Raw genomic sequence first — 18,051 nt, 5'->3', positions numbered from 1 at the left:
CATGACATTGGCAGTGATAGCTACGGTTACGTCCACGACGACTTACATACCAGCAGTCGATGCATCAACATCTTCTTATCGTCAAGCCAAGACATCCCTTCATTTACGTCAAGGGGCATCACTCGAGCAACCGAGTCTTACGGTTATTCCAACAGGGATCTATGTGACGGAACTGTCGAAAGTCGGTACCTGGTCAAAAGTACAATATGGTACGAAGATTGGTTATGCGAGCACAAAATATCTACTAACGGATGAACAAATCGGTGGAAAACGGATCGGTCATACTCTCATAGCGAATAAGAACTTAACGCTCCGCTCGACATACGCTCCTGGTGAGAATCAACAAGCAAGAGCAGCGTTTGAGAAAATGCGTGTAGCGGCTAAAAAAGAGGGAATTACGCTCGTTGCATTTAGTACTTATCGCTCCTATGCCTATCAAAAAACGTTGTTTGATAAATATGTTGCGCGTGATGGATATGAGAAGGCGAGTACGTATAGTGCGGAACCCGGGAAAAGTGAACACCAAACAGGTCTTGCGTTTGATATCGGAGGCGCTGATTCAACAAAATACGCCACGTTCAGCTTTTCAAAAACAAAAGAGGCAAAATGGTTGTTTGCGAATGCTCACCGCTACGGCTTCCATCTCCGTTATCCATCTGGTAAAGAATCTTGGACGGGTTATACGTATGAGAGCTGGCACTATCGGTATGTCGGAGCAACGCTTGCCGCTCGTCTAAAAGTCAGTGGATTAACAATGGAGGAGTATTTCCACCTCGCACCATGGAAACCAGTAAAGGTTTCGACTCCTTAAAAACATGGTAAATAGAGGATGTTGGCTTAGTCGGTTATTCGTCTCGGGTGAAAGAGGTGGAACGAATGGCAAAAAAAGATGCGAAACATCACATCATGACGTTTACGTTCAAAGAAGAAGCGACATCCTATCAAGTATTTAGTGAATTGAAGAAATATCATGCACGAGGTCAAGTCGATTTCGAACAGGTTGCCGTCATCAAGCGAAATGAGAATGGTGCTTTTTCGTTTGAAGATGCTGTAGACCTAAGCGGATCGAATCGCGCCGTCAAAGGCTCATTGATTGGAATGGCCGTTGGTATCTTAGGTGGACCATTTGGCATCTTGCTTGGTTCGATGACGGGTATGCTGATTGGTGGATCGAAAGACATGAAGGAAAATCAAGAAATCCAAGAAACGTTCAAACGAACACTCGGTGTCATTCCACCTGGACAAACAGGAATTATCGCGATCGGTGAAGAGTTTGAACCATCCGTTCTTGACGGATTAGTAGCGCAACATGATGGTACATTAGAACGAACGGATGAACAGTTAGAGTCGTAAGCCTGATAGAACGAAAGGAGCCTATCGCTTGGATCGCGATAGGCTCCTTTTCATGTGCATTTACTTAGTCGTACGTTCTTTTTTTGCTTTTTTGAAGAAGAACAATTCATAGACGACAGGAACGATGATAAGTGTTAACAACGTAGAAGTCGTTAATCCACCGATGACCGTCAAGGCAAGACCTTTTGAGATCAATGTTCCTGAAGAAGTGGTTAATGCGAGAGGCACCAATGCCATGATTGTTGCAAATGCGGTCATTAGGATTGGGCGTAATCGCGTTTTACCAGCTTCAATCAATGATTCGCGGATCGGCATACCACGTCCGACGTTTTGACCAATGCGGTCGACGAGAACGATTGCGTTCGTGGTGACGATTCCGATCAACATCAGGAAGCCGATCATGACACTAACAGACAATGGTTCATTCGCAAGGAAGAGCGTGACGAGTGAACCAATCGGAACAAAAATCAGAGAGGACAAGATGATGAACGGAATCCGAGCTTTTCCGAATGTGATCAACATTGTCAGGTAAACAAGTCCGATTGCAACGACGATCGCAATTCCGAGTGATTGGAAGATTTCGACCGTATCGTCATTTCCGCCACCACTTGTCAGTGAGACACCGTCTGGTAAATCGATTTTTTCGACGTCAGCTTTTACAGCGTTCGAAACGTTTTGAACGTCGTCTCCTTTGACTTGTCCAGATACGCGAGCATATACTTTTCCGTCGAGTTTCTGAATCGATGTGAAGGTCTCGACTTCATTGACATTCGCAACATCTTTTAAAGCGACAGGACCGTTTGCTGAGAAGAGTTGGACATCTTCGAGATCTTCTTTCGAGACGAGTCCTTCTTCATAAGATAATTGTACGTCTTGATCCTTATTGTCGAGATTGAGCGTTCCGACCGTGACTGGCTTCGTTTGATCGTTGACGGTACCGAGAATTTGGAAACCAGATAGTCCGCGATCACTTGCTTTCTCAGGATCGATTTCTACGAGATACTGCTTTTGTTTTTCGCTGAAGTTGTTCGTGATATATTTCAAATCATTATTTTTCGACATGTTATCCTCGACGAGTTTTGCCGCCTCTTGAAGAGCTTCGAGGTCGTTCGAGAACAAGTCGACATCGACGTTGTTATTCGACGGAGGACCACCTGTCGATAGTTCAGCCACACTGATTTTGACATCGACGTTTTCATCTTGAGCGATGTCTTCCATCTGTGTTTCAAGTGACTTGATCGTTTTCTCGACGTTTACACCGTCTTTTAGATTCAAGAAGTAACTTGCTTTATTATCGAGACGTAAGCCTGTCGTGAAGTCACGTGCTCCGACAGAAGTCGTCACGTCAGCAATGGCTTTTTCTTTATCAAACATTTTTTCCATCTCAAACGAGACGTCACTTGTTTTTTCAAGTGATGTGGCAGCTGGAAGTTCGAGCGATGCCGTCAAGGTTTTCGATGCCTCGTTCGGAATGAACGTAAATCCGAGACGCGGTACGATCGCTAGGGAACCACCGAGAAGGACGAACGATACGACCAAGATGATCGCCTTGTGCGAGAGTGATTTTTCAATCAGCTTTCCATACCAACGTTGGAGAGCGCCTTCTTTTTCTTCTGCTGGTACCTTCTTGAAGGCAAATTTCGCGAGAATCGGTACGATCGTGATCGCAACGAGTAGTGAAGCAAGTAATGAGAAAATAATCGTCAAAGCGAACGGTAAGAAGAACTTACCAGTAATCCCACCGACAAATCCAATCGGCAGGAAGACGACGACGGTCGTCAGCGTTGATGACGTGATTGCTTTTAGAATCTCTTTTGTCGATTGTTCGATGATCTCATCCGTCATACCGGATTCGGATTTTCGGACGCGCCGGAAGATGTTCTCGATGACAACGATACTATCATCGACGACACGACCGACTGCAACAGCCATCCCACCAAGTGTCATGATGTTCAGGGAGATATCTTGCCAGTTCAAGAAGATAGCGGCGATGAGTAATGACAATGGAATCGAGACGATGGCGATGATCGTCGCGCGGATGTTCCGCAAGAATAAGAGTACAGCGAGTGATGCGAAGAGGGCACCAAGTAATCCTTCTTTTACGAGTGTCGCAACGGACTCCTCGATATCCTTCGCTGAATCAATCCCAATCGTATAGTCGACTTGGTCGTCATATTTATTGAGGATCTTCGTGACTTCATCTGCGATTTCGACCGTATTGGCATCTTGTTTTTTCGTGATTGCCATCGATAAGGAATCTTTTAAATCGTAACGTGTTTTTTCACTTTGTTGTGAGACGGCTTCGATTTTTGCGATATCCTCTAGGCGAATCGGTTCTGCAGGTTCAGACGCCTGATCTGCAGCTGCACCACCTGTTGTACTTGGTGGTCCTTGCGTTGCACCTTGTGGTGGACCGCCAGCAGATGAACCACCTGTTTGACCGTTACTTGATGAACTAGTTGCACCTGTAGCAGGTGTTAATTGTAGATTTTTTAGTTTATCTAGATTTTCTAGTTTTTCCTCAACGCGAATCGGAATTTTCGAATCGTTTTCTGATAGTTGACCAGATGGGAACGAGACATACTTTCCATTGATTTGTTCCTTGATGCTCGAGAGCGAGAGACCCGCTTCCGTCGCTTTCTCCTTATCGACGGTGATTTGAACGAGATCATCCTTATAGCCACCAACCGAAACGCTGTTGATGCCTGGAATCTTATTAAGTTCAGGTTCGATATCTTCCTTTAGGATTTTTTCGATGTCTTTACCATCCTTGCTAAAGAAGGAGATATTATAGATCGGGAACGATCCAAAGGACAGACGATTTAATTTCGTCGTTGCTTCCTCCGGTAGATTCGCATCTTGGATGGCAGCATCGATTTGTTGTTCGACCTTATCCATATCAGTATCGAACGGGAATTCGATGTTTAAGATACCGATACTTTCATAAGAAGAGCTTGTTAGCTTGGTAGCCCCTTCAATTCCTTTAAGGGAAGTTTCAAGCTTTGAGACGACTTGTTTATCGACATCGTCAGGTGATGCACCAGGGTAAACCGCTTCGATTGAAATCTGAGGAAACTCGATTTCCGGGAACTGATCGACTTTTAATTGTGAGAAGGAATACACGCCTCCTAAAATCAATAGGATTGCAATGATGAAGACAGCAACCGAGTTCTTCAAACTAAATCGGGTTAAAAAGTTCATATGAACGCTCCTTTCTTTTTATATGTGCTTATTTACATAGTAGAGGACACTCATAGAACCCGCAACTTTAAAACTGTTTTTATTTAAAAAGATCTTTTTGGAAAAAGATAATTTTTTTTGTGAAAAAGGCTTTACACTTTTCGATATGCTGCTATAATAAAAATATACCCAGTAACAACACAGCATGATTCTGTAGCTCAGCTGGGAGAGCGCTACCTTGACAGGGTAGAGGTCGCTGGTTCGAGCCCAGTCAGAATCATACCGAAATCGTTCCTTTTCGAAGGAGCGATTTTTTTGCGTTAAAAAAACTATTCCCGAAATCAATCAGGAATAGTTAGAAGATAGGTAAATCATTTTATTGAATTTCAAGATGAAGATCGCCACGTTTCGTCCACCCTGCGACAGTCGTCAATCGATAGAAGACGAGCGTCAAGACACCAGGTAGAACGACACCAGTCAAGAAGAAGACGAGGAACGCCTGAGGACCTTGGTTGACGAAAATATTGAGTGGGGCAATCATCGAATTTAATCCAAGTCCTGCGAGTTCGTACGGTACTTTCAAAGAGAGAAGAAGCGTCGCGACAGGAGCTGAAATCATCGCTGCGAGAAACGGTGCAACGACCAGACGAGGATTTTTAACGATATTCGGGAATTGTACTTTAGGTGTTACAAAGAATGAAGCAATCAAACCACCTGGATCCGTCTGACGGTATGCCATCAACGTGAAGCCGACGAATTGAGCGGAACAGCCAATCAGCGCAGCGGCACTTGCTACAGGATCAAGTTGCAAAGCGATAGCGAGTGCAGCGGACGAAGCAGGAGACATCAATAAGACACTAAAGATGAGTGCGATGACAAGAGAAGTTGCGATTGGAGATGATTCAACGGATGCTGTGATCATGGCACTGAATTTTGTAAGGAGTGGTGTCGTGACGGCAGCAGCACCGATTCCAGTCACGCCGCCAGCAAGGACAGCGCTCATCGGGATGACCATCATGTCAAATTTCGTTTTTCCAGTCATGCGTTTTCCGACGTATACAGCGACGGCAGCTGCGAGTAAGGCACTGATCGGCTGACCGGGTACAAGAACGAGTCCAGAAGCAGTTGATTGAAGCGCGGCACCACCGATCGTTGCTGCGATCATCGCGCTGAACAGGACAAGTGTGTTTCCTCCAAGCTGAAAGGCAATACCGGCACCAAGTGCAGGGGCGAGTAGTACTTTTGCGACACCACCAATCGTCAGTAGCATTTGGATATGTAGAAGATTTCCGAGTGTCTCAATCAGAAGTCCGACACCAAGTGTTACAAGAACGGCATTTGCCATTCCAGCTGATACTTTTACCATTCGATCCATCGCATATTCTTTCAACGTTGTCATCCTCTCTCTATCTATCTCTATTTTTTGCCATGAAAAAAGCCTATCCGTTTTTGGGATAGGCGCCACTCATTCTGTGCGGGCGCCTCATTCGATGCATCGAAAGAAGGGCCCAAAAATCATTTCCGTTTCATCATCGGAAAAGTTTTCAGTCCCTCATGCATAGAATAATCAGTCGTCCGGCTTGGTTAAATGGCTGTTGCGTCGGAATCATTTGATCGTGCCCCTCTCTGTGAATTTTTCTAAGCCTAACATGCTCTTGATTAATAATCAATATTTTCTGACAATTTATTTTTTCCTGAAATCTGACAGGAATTCACGGTATCATCGGGAAATCCTAATGTACCAACAATGGAGGCGTTTACATGAAAGTGATGCTTTTTACAGATATTCATGGTAATGCATCAGCATTACGTGCAGTATTGTCCTATCTTGATCAACAACCAGAGATCGATGCCGTCTATTGTCTCGGTGATCTTGTCGGCATTGGACCAGAGCATAATGAAGTCATTGATCTATTGAAGCAACGACCAGATATTCAAACGATTTCTGGGAATCATGATGAATGTGTCCTTGCTTTAATCCATGGGGAGACCTATCCCGATAGTTACCGCCATGCGAAAGAGCACCATCAATGGATTGCGGATACGTTGACGCAAGAAAATCAAAAGTATTTGGAACGTTTACCGCGTGTCTTAAATATCATGCATCAGGAACAAACGATGCACCTGACGCACTATGCTTATGCCGACCAGACGAAGAAGATTGGTGAAGAGCCGTTAAAGCAAGCGGTGGATGGAACGAAAGAAAACTTATCCGTCCTGTTTGCTGGAAGTGAGGCGCGGATCATTGGTTTCGGTCACCATCATCCAGCGCAACAAGTCGAGACAGAGCAAACGCTCTTTATTAATCCAGGTGCACTTGGATGTCAGGAAACAGCTATTGCTCCAGTAGCAATCATCGATTGGGAGAAGGGCCAAGTCCGTTCAGAAATCCTGAAGCTTTCATATGATGATCGACCATTTTTAGACGTTCTCAAAACGACGGAGATGCCGGAACGTGAGTTGATGCGCCGACTCTTCTTCGGTAGTAGGACATGAAAAAACCTTCATGAGTAGTTCATGAAGGAATTCAATCAAGACGACAATTTTGTCATGATTGAGATAAGACAAACGACAATCAGTAACACGATACCGATGTTTCGTTTCAATGGATGGCGTGACCAGTAAAAGAATAGCGCAAGGACAGGGGCCACAAAAAAGGCAACGATGAGACTGATTAATGTTGCAAGAAATAATACAAACATCCAAAGCTTGCTCGTTATCCGGTATACCTGCCACATGTCGTAAAGCGACATGAGTGTATAGGCGAGTAACACGAAGATGATTCCGGTCGATAAACTCAAAGTGATCATCACTCCATTCTCTATTTAGTATAAGGGAGGGAGCGAGAATGACTACACGACTTGAAGTAAAAAACGTGACGAATCGATGAACGTGCGATTATACGCTGTAACGAAAGAGAAAGGGGAAAGCACCAATGTCAAATATTTATCGTCGTTTTTTTCTGTTTCCGGATATTTTGATGATGCTCGTATTACTGATTGCGGTCAGTAGTTATGTCCTTGCTCAGCCGTTTCATTGGACGACTATATTATTCTTTTGTCTTGGACTGATCGTATTTAGCTTCAGTGAATACTTGACGCATCGTTTTTTGTTTCATTTACCACCGCCTAAAAATGTGCTTGGACGAAAATTGTTGAAACGACTTCATTACGATCATCATGCGCATCCGAATGAACTGCATCTGTTGTTTTTACCGGTCTGGTATTCCTTGCCGAATCTTGGTTTCTTTGCTGCTCTGACCTATTTTCTGACGCAATCTGTCGTTTCGACAGCCGCAGCCGCGAGTGGATTGATCGTCATGCTGCTTGTGTATGAATGGAAACATTACGTGGCACACGTTCCGTTGAAACCGAGAACACGCTTTGGAAAATGGATGAAAAGAACGCATCTATTACATCATTTCAAAAATGAACACTACTGGTTTGGTGTGTCAAATCCGGTGGGAGATTGGTTGTTTGGCACACTGAAGGATGAAAAAACAGTTACTTCTAGTCAAACGGCACGGAATTTAGAAAAGAATCGAGAATATGAAAAACCGCCGATCCACTGACCGGCGGTTTTTTGATTCATAAAATACGTAGCATGGCACGACGAATCGTATCGAGCTCAAGTGGATGCGCAATTGATGGCCATTCGGCAATCAATGCGATATACGTCCGGAAAATCAGAAAGGCTGTGACATCGACTGGTACGTCACGATCATCTTGTCCAAGGCGAGTCTCAAGGAGCGTTTTAAGATATTCGACGACATGTCGTTCAATACGTGTCCGTAATTCTTGCATTTCTTGTAATTTAAGATTACGTGTTTCTTCGATGATTTGAAGAATGAACAAATGTTGTTGCTGATGATAGACGATAGCATCGATCATTGCTTGCTTATTTTCTTCTACCGTCGCATGTTCGACGTAAGCGCGTTCTGCTTCTTCTTTCATCTCTTGCAGCACACGGGTTACGAGCGATTCGAACAAATTGAGTTTACTTTCAAACAGTTGGTAGACGGTCGGTTTCCCGACATGAGCGCGTCGAGCGACACGCTCGATCGTCGTACCTTTATAACCGAGTTCAGAAAAGCAAGCCATCGCTGAGTCTAGTATCAGTATTTCTTTATCAGACTGTGTCATGTTGTTTTCGTCTCACTTTCGTTGAGAGTAAAATCCGCTTGGCTCCGAGCCCTCCAACGAAGCTGATGAGCAACGCGACGACTAGGATGGTCGCGAGGACTTGACTGTTTGAGATGAGGGTGTCCGTCACACCAAGTCCAAGGGCTTCACGGAATCCACCGACTGAATACGTCATTGGTAAGAAGGCGTGAATCGCTTGGAAGAAGCTTGGTGTCATCTCGACTGGGAACGTACCGCCACTACCACCGATTTGAAGCAGAAGTAGTAGGAAGGCAAGGAATTGTCCGACGCGACCGAGTAGCATCGCGAGCGTGAACAGTATCGTGATGAACGTCATACCTGTTAAGGCGGCGAATCCGTAGAGTGCAGGAACGCTCGCGACATCAGAATCGAGAACATAGACGATGGCCGTAGCCGCTGCGACACCTTGTAATGCCCCGATCGGTAAGATGAGTGATAATTTACCGACAAGGAAGCGCCATGTCAGACTCTCACCATGTTCTGGACGAATCTGGTAGACAGACGAGAACATCAAGGCACCTGCGAATAAGGCGATACTAAGGATGTAAGCTGATAAACCAGAACCGTAGTTGTTGACCGTCGAATAGTCATGTTCTTTTAAGACGACAGGTTCTGCCAGCATATTGTCACGCTCTTTCGTTGGCTTGACAGTGGCGTCTTTAGCTCCTTTGCTAAGCTCGTCCTTCAACGTTTTAGCCCCATCTTCAAGTTTCGTATTGGCATCCGCGATTTTTGAAGCCCCATCGGTCGTTTTACCGATACCGTCTGTAATCGTAGTTGAACCAGATGCCAATTGACCTAACCCGTTAGTTAACGCGCTAGCTCCTGTTTGGAGTTGGTGTGTGCCATCTGAAAGTTGATTAGCTCCGTCAGCCAGTTGTGTACCGCCTGTTGCCGCTTTATGCACGCCCGCAGTATACTGACCGAGTTTTTCATTGAATGTCTTTTGTCCGCTTGCTAATTGTTGTGCGCCAGATTCGACTTGTTTCGCACCGTCGACAAGTTTTACTTGACCTGCGTTCAGTTGCGATACGGCGGACTCGACTTGTTTACCGCCTGCAGCAAGTTGACCGATTTTTTTCGTCGCTTCGGTTGCTTGAGCAAGACTTTGATCGATTGCCCCTTCTTGCGCAGCGAGGCTTTTAATATTTTCTTCTAACGTTCCAATTGTTCCAAGTAACGTTTGTTTTTCCTCATCTGATAATTGATCAGAAGCGGAAATAACTTGTTTTAGTTGAGCGGCATTTGCTTCAAGCGCTTCTCGACGCGCACGTAGATCTTGTTTAGATTGTGCAGCATCTTGATTCAATTGATTTAATAATGCATTAGCTGCCTGAGCTTTCTCGTCCAGTTGATTTAATCCGTCCGTCAACTGAGGAATTTTTTCGTTGAGCTGAGCCGTACCCGCAGCCAGTTGCTCTGCCCCTTGACGGACTTGTGTCGAGCCACCGCTGAGTTTTGTTGCTCCGTCTTCTAGTTGCGCGGCACCGGCTTGCAATTTGCCACCATTTTCGTCTAGCGTGTTCAACCCAGAAGACAACTCACCCGTTTTTTGAGCGAAGAGAGCAGTTTTTTCGTCAAGTGTCGTGACACCGTCACTGAGTTTTTTTGAACCCTGATTTGCTTCCCCGAGCTTTTCAGATAGTGTCAGACTGCCATCCGCGAGTTTTCCGAGGTTCGTAGCCAGTGTTTTGGCGCCATCCGCTGTTTTGTGGTTGCCATCTTCTAGTTTAGAAGAACCGTCCGATGCCTTTTCCATACCGTTTGCAATTTTCTTTAACGCACCGAAGATTGCACTACTGTATTGTTTTGTCACGGATTTACGGATCTTTTCGTTTAATTGTTTGGCAGCTGTACTCGAAATTTGTGTACCTGAGTAGTTTTTGGCTGGGTTCAAGTAATATTCCAACTCAATCTTTTTTGGATGATCATCGAGTAGTGTCGTTGCATTTTTAGAGAAGTTCTTCGGAATGACGACTGTCATATAAACTTTTCCGTCACGTAATTCTTTCTCTGCCTTGTCCTGAGACAAGAACTGCCAATCAAAATCATCATTTTTTTTGAGTTTGTCGACGAATTGATCCCCGATGTCGACTTTTTCTCCTTTAAACTTCGTTGCTTTGTCTTCGTTGACGATAGCAACCTTGATATCTTCTGTACGACCGTATGGGTCCCAGAATGCAGATAAGAAGATGGAGTTGTAGAGAAATGGTACGAGGATGAGGGCAAGAATGACGACAATCATCATCGGACTCTTCAATTTCTTCCATTCTGAGCGAAACATAAATACAAATCCCCTTTCTAAAACTCAAAACTAGTTTGAGTTTTAGGTTTTGATGAGGTTTACTTTACTCTCTTCATTAAAAAAAAGCAATCGATAATCTTGATTTCACATAAAAAAGACGACTCGCAGGGAGTCGTCTCGAAAAAAGCGAGTTAAGGGAGCAAAAGTAGTTTTCCTGTGCTGCGTCGGCTTTCCAAAAAGTCATGTGCTGCTTTGCCATCAGATAATCTGAATGTTGTAGGCGAAGACAGGGTGAGATGGTCGGATAGAATCCAATCAAACAGTTCACCCGATCTACGGATGCGTTCTTCAGAAGATGTTAATACGTTCCAAAGATCACCACCCGTCAATGTTTTGGACGTATCCATCAAAAAGCGGGGATCAACAGGTGCAGGATCACCGCCCGCCATACCGTAGAAAACGACGGTTCCATGAACTTTCGTGACATGGAAACTATCCATTAAGGTAGAACCAATGGATTCGTAGACCACATCAACTCCTTTACCAGAAGTTTGCGCGAGTACGTGCTCGACCCAGTTCTCTGAATATAAATAGACAGATTCACAGCCAGCAGTTTTAGCGATCCGTGCTTTCTCAGGAGAAGACGTCAATCCAATCGGAGTTGCCCCAAGCAAGCGAATGAGCTGTGTCAACAACTGCCCAACGCCACCGGCAGCGGCATGCACTAAGACGACATCTCCCGGTTGGACATGATAGCTATCTCGAGTTAAATAATGCGCTGTTAACCCTTGTAATAAGACAGAAGCTGCTGTTTCGTATGAGATACCATCAGGAAGCGGAATCAATTTATCAACGGGTGCTGCGACGTACTCAGCATTCGCAAGCGGGACATCCGCAAAAGCAACTCGTTGACCTACGTGGAACGTTGAAACAGCAGCACCGATTGCGGTGATGACTCCTGCACCTTCATACCCTAAAATATAGGGAGGCTGTCCTTCTAAATGATAGTTTCCTTTTCGGCGATAGATGTCTGCAAAATTCAAACCGATCGCTTTCATTTCAATCAGAACTTCCTGTTCAGTAATTGTTGGCGTTGGCACGTCTTCGAAGCGTAATACATCAGAACCTCCAAATTCGTGGAAAGTTAATGCCTTCATCTCAACACATCCTTCTTTTAAATCTGCTTTTAGTATAAGGCAGAACATCTGAAAATGATGGACAGATGCGTTACACTAGAAAAAAAGAGGAAAGAAGGGACGTTATGAAACGTGTCTTAATGGGAGGAATTCGTTTTTATCAGAAAGTCATCTCTCCCATGAAGCCAGCCACATGTCGATTTTATCCAACATGCTCCCATTACGGGATGGAGGCGATTGAACGTCATGGTGCAGTAAAAGGGAGTTATTTGACGACGCGTCGATTGTTACGGTGCCAACCGTTTCATCCAGGTGGTCTCGATTTCGTTCCAGAACCTGATCAATTTAGTTGGAAAGCACCGCTGCAACGGGAAAATCCGCGGGAGAAGGCGGAAGAAACGAAGGAGTAAGTCATGTGAAGGTTCTCTTTTGTTTAATGAAGTAAGAACAAATAAAGGGACGTATGTTACCGGAAATTACCGATAACATACGTCCCTTTTTGTTCTATTTACAGACGATCATAGTTTACCCGTTAAAAACTGTGCTTCGCCAAGACCGAAGCTCCAGTCGGCTGCATCATTTTCGACGATCGACACCATCAAATCAGTCGGTGCGAGTCCGCAGTTTGCTTGTAAGCGTTCGGCGAGTAAGTGGTAGAGACGTTGTTTTTTCTCTTCCGTCCGCGTTTTACTCGTTACACTAATAAGAACGATATCTTTACTCCGTTCAAATCCAAGTCCTGTATCTTGAATGACCATCTCATGTGCTTTATGCGTATGCACGATTTGATAACGATCGCGCTCCGGCACATCAAATGCTTCGACCATCGCATCGTGTGCGGTGTCGAGTAACGTTTTTAACTCTTCTTCTGAACGTCCTTCAATGACGTCGAATCGTAATAACGGCATGTGAAATCACTCCTTAACAAAATTATGTAGAGTAGGGGGAAAACCCTACTCATATATTACTCGAAGAATGGTTTGTATTGACGACGATCGTGCATGACAGACAACCATTGGACAGTCGAGAATTCTTCAAGTACCCACTCACCGTTGAAGCGACCGAGTCCTGAATCTTTTTCACCACCAAATGGCATATGTGGCTCATCGTTGACCGATTGATCGTTGATGTGAATCATACCTGTCTCGACTTCAAGCGCAAAGGCAGTCGCGCGTTCAATAGAAGAACCATGGACAGCGCCACTCAATCCGTATGGAAGTGAGTTCGCGATTTCGAGTGCCTCTTCATCCGTATCGAACGGGATGATGACAGCAACCGGTCCAAAGATTTCATTTTTAGCGAGTGGCATATCATTCGTAACACCAGTGACGACAGTAGGTGCGATGACGTTATCTTTTGCTTCGCCGCCGACACGAACGGTTGCACCCGCAGCTTTTGTTTTCTCGAGATCTTCAAGAATTCGTTCAACTTGTGATTGGTTGATGAGCGGTCCGACTTGTGTCCGCTCATGTGATGGATCACCGTATTGTAGCTCTTTTACACGAGCAACGTATTTCTCGACGAATTCATCATGAATCGAAGAAGCGACGAGAATTCGGTTCGTCGACATACAAATTTGACCTTGGTGATAGAACTTGCTGTAGACAGCAGATTCGACCGCGCGATCGAGATCAGCATCATCAAGTACGACGAAGACGTTGTTTCCGCCAAGTTCAAGCGCTGTTTTCTTTAGATGTTTACCAGCAAGTTCACCGATATGACGACCTACTTCAGTTGATCCTGTGAATGAAATCAAACGTGGTACAGGATGTTCGACGATAGCATCACCGATTTCTGAACCGCGACCGACGATGACATTCAAGACACCTTTTGGCAATCCAGCTTTTTCAAACAGACTAGCAAAAATCAATCCGCCTGAAACAGGTGTGTCCGTAGCTGGTTTGACAACGACTGCGTTCCCGATGGCAATAGCAGTAGCGATCGACCGTACAGCTAAGTGGAACGGGAAGTTCCATGGACTGATGACACCGATGACGCCAAGTGCTTTACGGTAGATCCGGTTTTCTTTACCTGGTACGACCGATGGACGAATTTCACCGTGCATCCGAAGTGGGAATGTCGCAGCTTCCTTGACGATCAAGACAGAAGCAAGGAATTCGCCTTCCGCTTTAATACGTGTACTTCCTGACTCTTTAATCAACCATTCGATGATCGTTTCTTTCTCCTCGTACAAGACTTTCAAGAAGTTTTCGATCAAGCCTTGGCGTTTTAAGGCAGGAACTTTCGCCCAGTCTTTTTGAGCGACTTGAGCCGCTTCATATGCGTCATCTAAATCTTGTTGATTCGCTGCAGAGATTGTAAAGAGCTCTTCACCCGTGAAAGGATTCGTGTTCGTCATGTTGCTGTCACTTGCGCCTGTGCGCCACTGACCGTCAATATAAATTTTCGTGAAATCTGTATGCAATGTAGCTTCGTTTTGTTGAGCCATATCATTTCATCTCCCATTCGTTTTCATAACAATTAAGTTATTCACGTTATGAAAAGAAGTAAAACACATCCGTGCACTTCGACCAAACATATTGCTCAAAGTCAGTCAGTCAGATGGGTTTTAAAGCGCTTTAAATCAGGAAATCAATCAGTATAGTGCTATAAAAAGGAGGAATTTTATTTTGAAGAAGCTGAAAGTCCTGTCTCGAGAAATCAATTGGTGGTGGCCATTGTTATATGGTCTCATTGGGATTGGTTTGACGGGAATCGTGACGTGGTTAGATGTGTATATATCAGACTGGTTTCCAAAAGAGTGGCAAACGACACTTGGCTTAGCACAGACGATCCATAGTTCGGTTTTTACCGGACTGCTCGCCATGATGACGTTCACGTTCTCGACCATTCTTGTCGTATTGACGACCTATTCATCACAATTCTCACCACGAACATTGCCTAACTTCATCGAGAATCGGCAAGTGCAACACATCTTCGGTATATTCATTGGAGCGGTCAGTTACTCGATGACGATGCTCTTTTTTCTTCGTCCGGCTTTGAAGACGAGTGTCGTCGCTTCAACAGTAGCGGTTCTCGTCGTGTTGATATCGATCGTTGCATTCGTCGCATTCATTCATATCGTCAGCCAGTCGATTCGCGTGACGACATTACTGGATCGATTACACGAAGAAGGGAACGAATTATTGAAACGGCAAGTCGAACATCTAGAATCGGGAGAACAAAAGATTACTGAAAGAAAGATGACGACAAATTATCCACATCTTATTCAGGCAACTCGAACCGGATATATTCAAGCAGTCGATTATGATGCTTTTGATCAGAAAGACCGCGTGTATATTGATCGAACGGTCGGCTCATTCGTAACAGAGGGAGAAGCCATCGGACGGGCGACTTGCCGGGATATCAATGAAAGTATCTTAATTGGACCGACGAAATCTTCAGAACAGGATTTTGCATTTGTTCTTGAAAAATTAAGTGAAGTTGCTTTACGTGCGATTTCTCCAGGAATCAATGATCCGAATACAGCGAGACATGCGGTTCGGATCATTGGTGACTTAATGCGACAGTATGCCGTAATACCAGATGGTGTACTAGTTGTTGGAAAGGACCAGCAACATATCGTCGTCAGGGAAACCTACCAACAATTGTTGTACACGACGTTTTATCAACTCCGACATTACGGAGCAGAGGATATTTCAGTTCTCGCGACGATGCTCGAGTCGCTTGGAACGATGAAGCGACAAGCCTTACCTGCTCACTATGAAACGATTCAACGATTCATTCCATACATCTGTTCGGAAGTACATTTTGAAACAATGAACGACTGGGATCGTGATTTTTTACAAAATCAAATCCATCGGGCGTTGAATGAAACTTTTGTCTCCCCTTCGACGTAAAAAGGGCAAGAGAATCAAAAGAAGGGAGGAATAGAAAGTGACAATCTTGTTATGGAGTCTGATCGTCGTCTGTTTTCTAGTCGCTTTTGCAGGTCTCGTGTATCCGATCATCCCAAGTGCGCCGATTTTAGTAGTTGGTTTTTTGATTTATGGATTCGGATTCGGGTTCTCTGAACTATCGATTAGTTTTTGGGTGATTCAAGCGATTTTCATCATTCTCTTATTTACGCTCGATTATCTCGTCAGCGCCTACACCGTCGATCGACGAGGAGGCTCACAAGCGGCTAAGATTGCAACGACAGTCGGATTGATTGCGGGACCGTTTATTTTGCCAGGTATCGGATTATTAATTTTCCCGTTCGTCTTTGCCATCTTGACGGAAAAAATCATTAGTAAAAAAACATGGCAAACCTCGGTTTCAGTTGGGATCGGAACAGTCCTTGGTATCTTATCAAGTGCCTTATTAAAGGGAATCGCGATGTTACTCATGATCGTAATCTTTATTCTCTATGTCGTCTGACGGTCTGAAATGATGTCTTCAAGTACACATTTTATGAAAGTTCCGTTATAGTATGAATATGAAAAAGTAGGGAAGCTTTGAAAGTCTGAAGCTTCTTTTTGCTGTAAACCACCAGATGCCTCGGCATCTGGCTTTATATTAATGGAGGTGAATCCCCTTTCTTCGGGGAAACGATTGGACAGTACACACTCAATGGAGACATTCGACACGACGACGATCATCATTCGGCTACTCGTCATTGCACTACTCATCGTCTTAACCGCTTTTTTTGTAGCTGCCGAATTTTCGGTCGTCAAAATGCGAATGTCTCGAATCGATCAGTTGATTACAGAAGGAAGCAAGACTGCGAAAGTGGCGAAGAGGCTACTTGAGAATTTGGATTATTATTTATCGGCCTGTCAACTTGGAATTACAGTGACAGCGCTTGGTCTCGGGTGGTTAGGAGAATCAACGGTAGGTGCGATTCTCGGTATGTTGTTCGAAGAGATTGACATTCCGAACTCCGTCTCGACGATCATTTCGTTCGTTCTTGCATTCTCGATTGTAACGTTTCTTCATGTCGTGCTTGGAGAACTTGCTCCAAAATCTTTAGCGATTCAAAAAACGGAAGCGATCACGATGTTACTCGCGCCACCACTATATTGGTTCGGTAAAATCATGAAACCTTTCATCTGGACATTGAACGGTTCAGCACGAATCATTCTTCGGTTGTTTGGCGTCGAGCCAGCGGGACACGAAGAAGTCCATTCTGAAGAAGAGATTAAAATCATCATGACACAGAGTTATAAGAGTGGAGAAATCAACCAGACTGAGCTTTCCTACATGCAGAACATCTTCTCGTTCGATGAGCGGATCGCGAAAGACATCATGTTACCGCGGACGGACTTAATCACGATTTCGAACGATGCATCGATGGAGGACATCATTCGCCTCGTTGAAGAGTATCAGTTCACACGTTACCCAGTAGCGGAAGAAGGAGATAAGGATAAAATCCTTGGCTTCATCAATGCGAAACAATTATTTACGGATCATATGGCGAATAAAGGAAAAGCATTAAGCTATTACATCCACAACTTGCCGATTGTATCCGAATATTCGCCGCTTCAAGATGCCATGCTGAAAATGCAGGTGGAACGGACACCGATGGCACTCGTCATCGATGAATACGGTGGTACGGCTGGTGTCATCACGATGGAAGACATCTTGGAAGAAATCGTCGGAGAAATCCGAGATGAATTCGATAAAGATGAGAAAGCAGATATCGAACAAATTCATGAGCGACTATACCGCATCTCAGGCCGTGTCTTGATTGATGACCTAAATGAACGCTTTAACTTAGGAATTGAAGAAGAAGACATCGATACGATTGGTGGCTGGGTCATGGCACAGGATACGGAAGTGTCGAGTGGTCAAGAATTCCGCTATCAGGAATACACGATCAAAGTCATGGAAGTCGATAATCATCAAGTGAAATCGATTTATCTTCAATTGCCTGATCAAGAAGAAACTGCAACAGAAGAGATTGGATAAGAAATAGAATGTGCAAGACGATGAACTTCGAGTTCATCGTCTTTTTTTGTCTACTTAAAAAATG

Annotated in this window: 16 protein-coding genes and 1 tRNA gene; 9 read left to right on the top strand and 8 right to left on the bottom strand. The window is 44.5% G+C overall.

All coding sequences use genetic code 11. From position 1 onward, the window contains the following. The first annotated feature begins 1 nt into the window (after nt 1). Both NOM72_RS15035 and NOM72_RS15030 read left to right on the top strand, forming a co-directional pair. Complete coding sequence (locus NOM72_RS15035) at nt 2-811, top strand: M15 family metallopeptidase (protein WP_255999420.1); 810 nt, start codon at nt 2-4, stop codon at nt 809-811. Between the two features lie 65 nt (nt 812-876). Next, entirely contained in the window at nt 877-1,353 is a 477-nt protein-coding gene (locus NOM72_RS15030) for a hypothetical protein (protein ID WP_035398896.1), read from the top strand. Between the two features lie 60 nt (nt 1,354-1,413). Here the strand turns inward: NOM72_RS15030 and NOM72_RS15025 are convergent, their stop codons facing one another. Next, entirely contained in the window at nt 1,414-4,554 is a 3,141-nt protein-coding gene (locus tag NOM72_RS15025; protein WP_255999419.1) for an efflux RND transporter permease subunit, read from the bottom strand. Nucleotides 4,555-4,740: 186 nt separating this feature from the next. Here NOM72_RS15025 and NOM72_RS15020 point away from each other — a divergent pair. Beyond that, a tRNA-Val gene (locus tag NOM72_RS15020) sits at nt 4,741-4,813 on the top strand. 96 nt (nt 4,814-4,909) lie between these two features. Here the strand turns inward: NOM72_RS15020 and NOM72_RS15015 are convergent. Then, nucleotides 4,910-5,932, bottom strand: a complete 1,023-nt coding sequence (locus NOM72_RS15015) for a PTS sugar transporter subunit IIC (RefSeq protein WP_029340800.1) — start codon at nt 5,930-5,932, stop codon at nt 4,910-4,912. Nucleotides 5,933-6,294: 362 nt separating this feature from the next. Between NOM72_RS15015 and NOM72_RS15010 the strand changes: the two genes are divergently transcribed. Further along, nucleotides 6,295-7,029: a metallophosphoesterase family protein gene (locus NOM72_RS15010; RefSeq protein ID WP_255999418.1), complete on the top strand. Its 735-nt coding sequence runs from the start codon at nt 6,295-6,297 to the stop codon at nt 7,027-7,029. Nucleotides 7,030-7,064: 35 nt separating this feature from the next. Here the strand turns inward: NOM72_RS15010 and NOM72_RS15005 are convergent, their stop codons facing one another. Then, nucleotides 7,065-7,343, bottom strand: coding sequence for a hypothetical protein (locus tag NOM72_RS15005; RefSeq protein WP_023467158.1), 279 nt, complete (start codon nt 7,341-7,343; stop codon nt 7,065-7,067). A 125-nt stretch (nt 7,344-7,468) separates the two neighbouring features. Here NOM72_RS15005 and NOM72_RS15000 point away from each other — a divergent pair, with 125 nt between their 5' ends. Next, on the top strand, nt 7,469-8,104 hold the full coding sequence (locus NOM72_RS15000) for a sterol desaturase family protein (protein WP_023467160.1): 636 nt from the start codon (nt 7,469-7,471) through the stop codon (nt 8,102-8,104). A 16-nt stretch (nt 8,105-8,120) separates the two neighbouring features. Here the strand turns inward: NOM72_RS15000 and NOM72_RS14995 are convergent, their stop codons facing one another. The 3 genes from NOM72_RS14995 to NOM72_RS14985 all read right to left on the bottom strand — a co-directional run bounded on the left by NOM72_RS14995 (nt 8,121) and on the right by NOM72_RS14985 (nt 12,098). Continuing rightward, nucleotides 8,121-8,675, bottom strand: a complete 555-nt coding sequence (locus tag NOM72_RS14995) for a TetR/AcrR family transcriptional regulator (RefSeq protein WP_035398890.1) — start codon at nt 8,673-8,675, stop codon at nt 8,121-8,123. Then, nucleotides 8,662-10,980 carry a YhgE/Pip domain-containing protein gene (locus NOM72_RS14990; protein ID WP_058265738.1) on the bottom strand — a complete coding sequence of 773 codons (2,319 nt, stop codon included), beginning with the start codon at nt 10,978-10,980 and terminating at the stop codon, nt 8,662-8,664. Before NOM72_RS14990 ends, NOM72_RS14995 begins: the two co-directional genes overlap by 14 nt. Nucleotides 10,981-11,132: 152 nt before the next feature. Beyond that, nucleotides 11,133-12,098, bottom strand: a complete 966-nt coding sequence (locus tag NOM72_RS14985) for a quinone oxidoreductase family protein (RefSeq protein WP_035398886.1) — start codon at nt 12,096-12,098, stop codon at nt 11,133-11,135. A 104-nt stretch (nt 12,099-12,202) separates the two neighbouring features. Between NOM72_RS14985 and yidD the strand changes: the two genes are divergently transcribed. Next, nucleotides 12,203-12,487 carry a membrane protein insertion efficiency factor YidD gene (gene yidD / locus NOM72_RS14980; protein WP_023467166.1) on the top strand — a complete coding sequence of 95 codons (285 nt, stop codon included), beginning with the start codon at nt 12,203-12,205 and terminating at the stop codon, nt 12,485-12,487. 108 nt (nt 12,488-12,595) lie between these two features. Here yidD and NOM72_RS14975 read toward each other — a convergent pair whose 3' ends face one another. Continuing rightward, nucleotides 12,596-12,985 (bottom strand): tautomerase family protein, encoded by a 390-nt coding sequence (locus NOM72_RS14975; RefSeq protein WP_035398885.1) that lies wholly within the window; start codon nt 12,983-12,985, stop codon nt 12,596-12,598. 56 nt (nt 12,986-13,041) lie between these two features. Continuing rightward, entirely contained in the window at nt 13,042-14,526 is a 1,485-nt protein-coding gene (locus tag NOM72_RS14970; protein WP_081637438.1) for an aldehyde dehydrogenase family protein, read from the bottom strand. 181 nt (nt 14,527-14,707) lie between these two features. On the opposite strand from NOM72_RS14970, the gene NOM72_RS14965 reads away from it, so the two are divergent. The 3 genes from NOM72_RS14965 to NOM72_RS14955 all read left to right on the top strand — a co-directional run bounded on the left by NOM72_RS14965 (nt 14,708) and on the right by NOM72_RS14955 (nt 17,987). Next, nucleotides 14,708-15,937 carry a DUF2254 domain-containing protein gene (locus NOM72_RS14965; protein WP_058265741.1) on the top strand — a complete coding sequence of 410 codons (1,230 nt, stop codon included), beginning with the start codon at nt 14,708-14,710 and terminating at the stop codon, nt 15,935-15,937. Nucleotides 15,938-15,974: 37 nt separating this feature from the next. After that, nucleotides 15,975-16,457: a DUF456 domain-containing protein gene (locus NOM72_RS14960; RefSeq protein WP_023467174.1), complete on the top strand. Its 483-nt coding sequence runs from the start codon at nt 15,975-15,977 to the stop codon at nt 16,455-16,457. 192 nt (nt 16,458-16,649) lie between these two features. Further along, on the top strand, nt 16,650-17,987 hold the full coding sequence (locus NOM72_RS14955) for a hemolysin family protein (RefSeq protein ID WP_023467176.1): 1,338 nt from the start codon (nt 16,650-16,652) through the stop codon (nt 17,985-17,987). The last annotated feature ends 64 nt before the right edge of the window (nt 17,988-18,051 follow it).

This window comes from Exiguobacterium sp. LL15 (genome assembly GCF_024436095.1).
Lineage (GTDB): Bacteria > Bacillota > Bacilli > Exiguobacteriales > Exiguobacteriaceae > Exiguobacterium_A > Exiguobacterium_A indicum.
The sequence above is the reverse complement of the archived record's forward strand: the minus strand, read 5'-3'. Positions and strand labels throughout refer to the sequence as shown.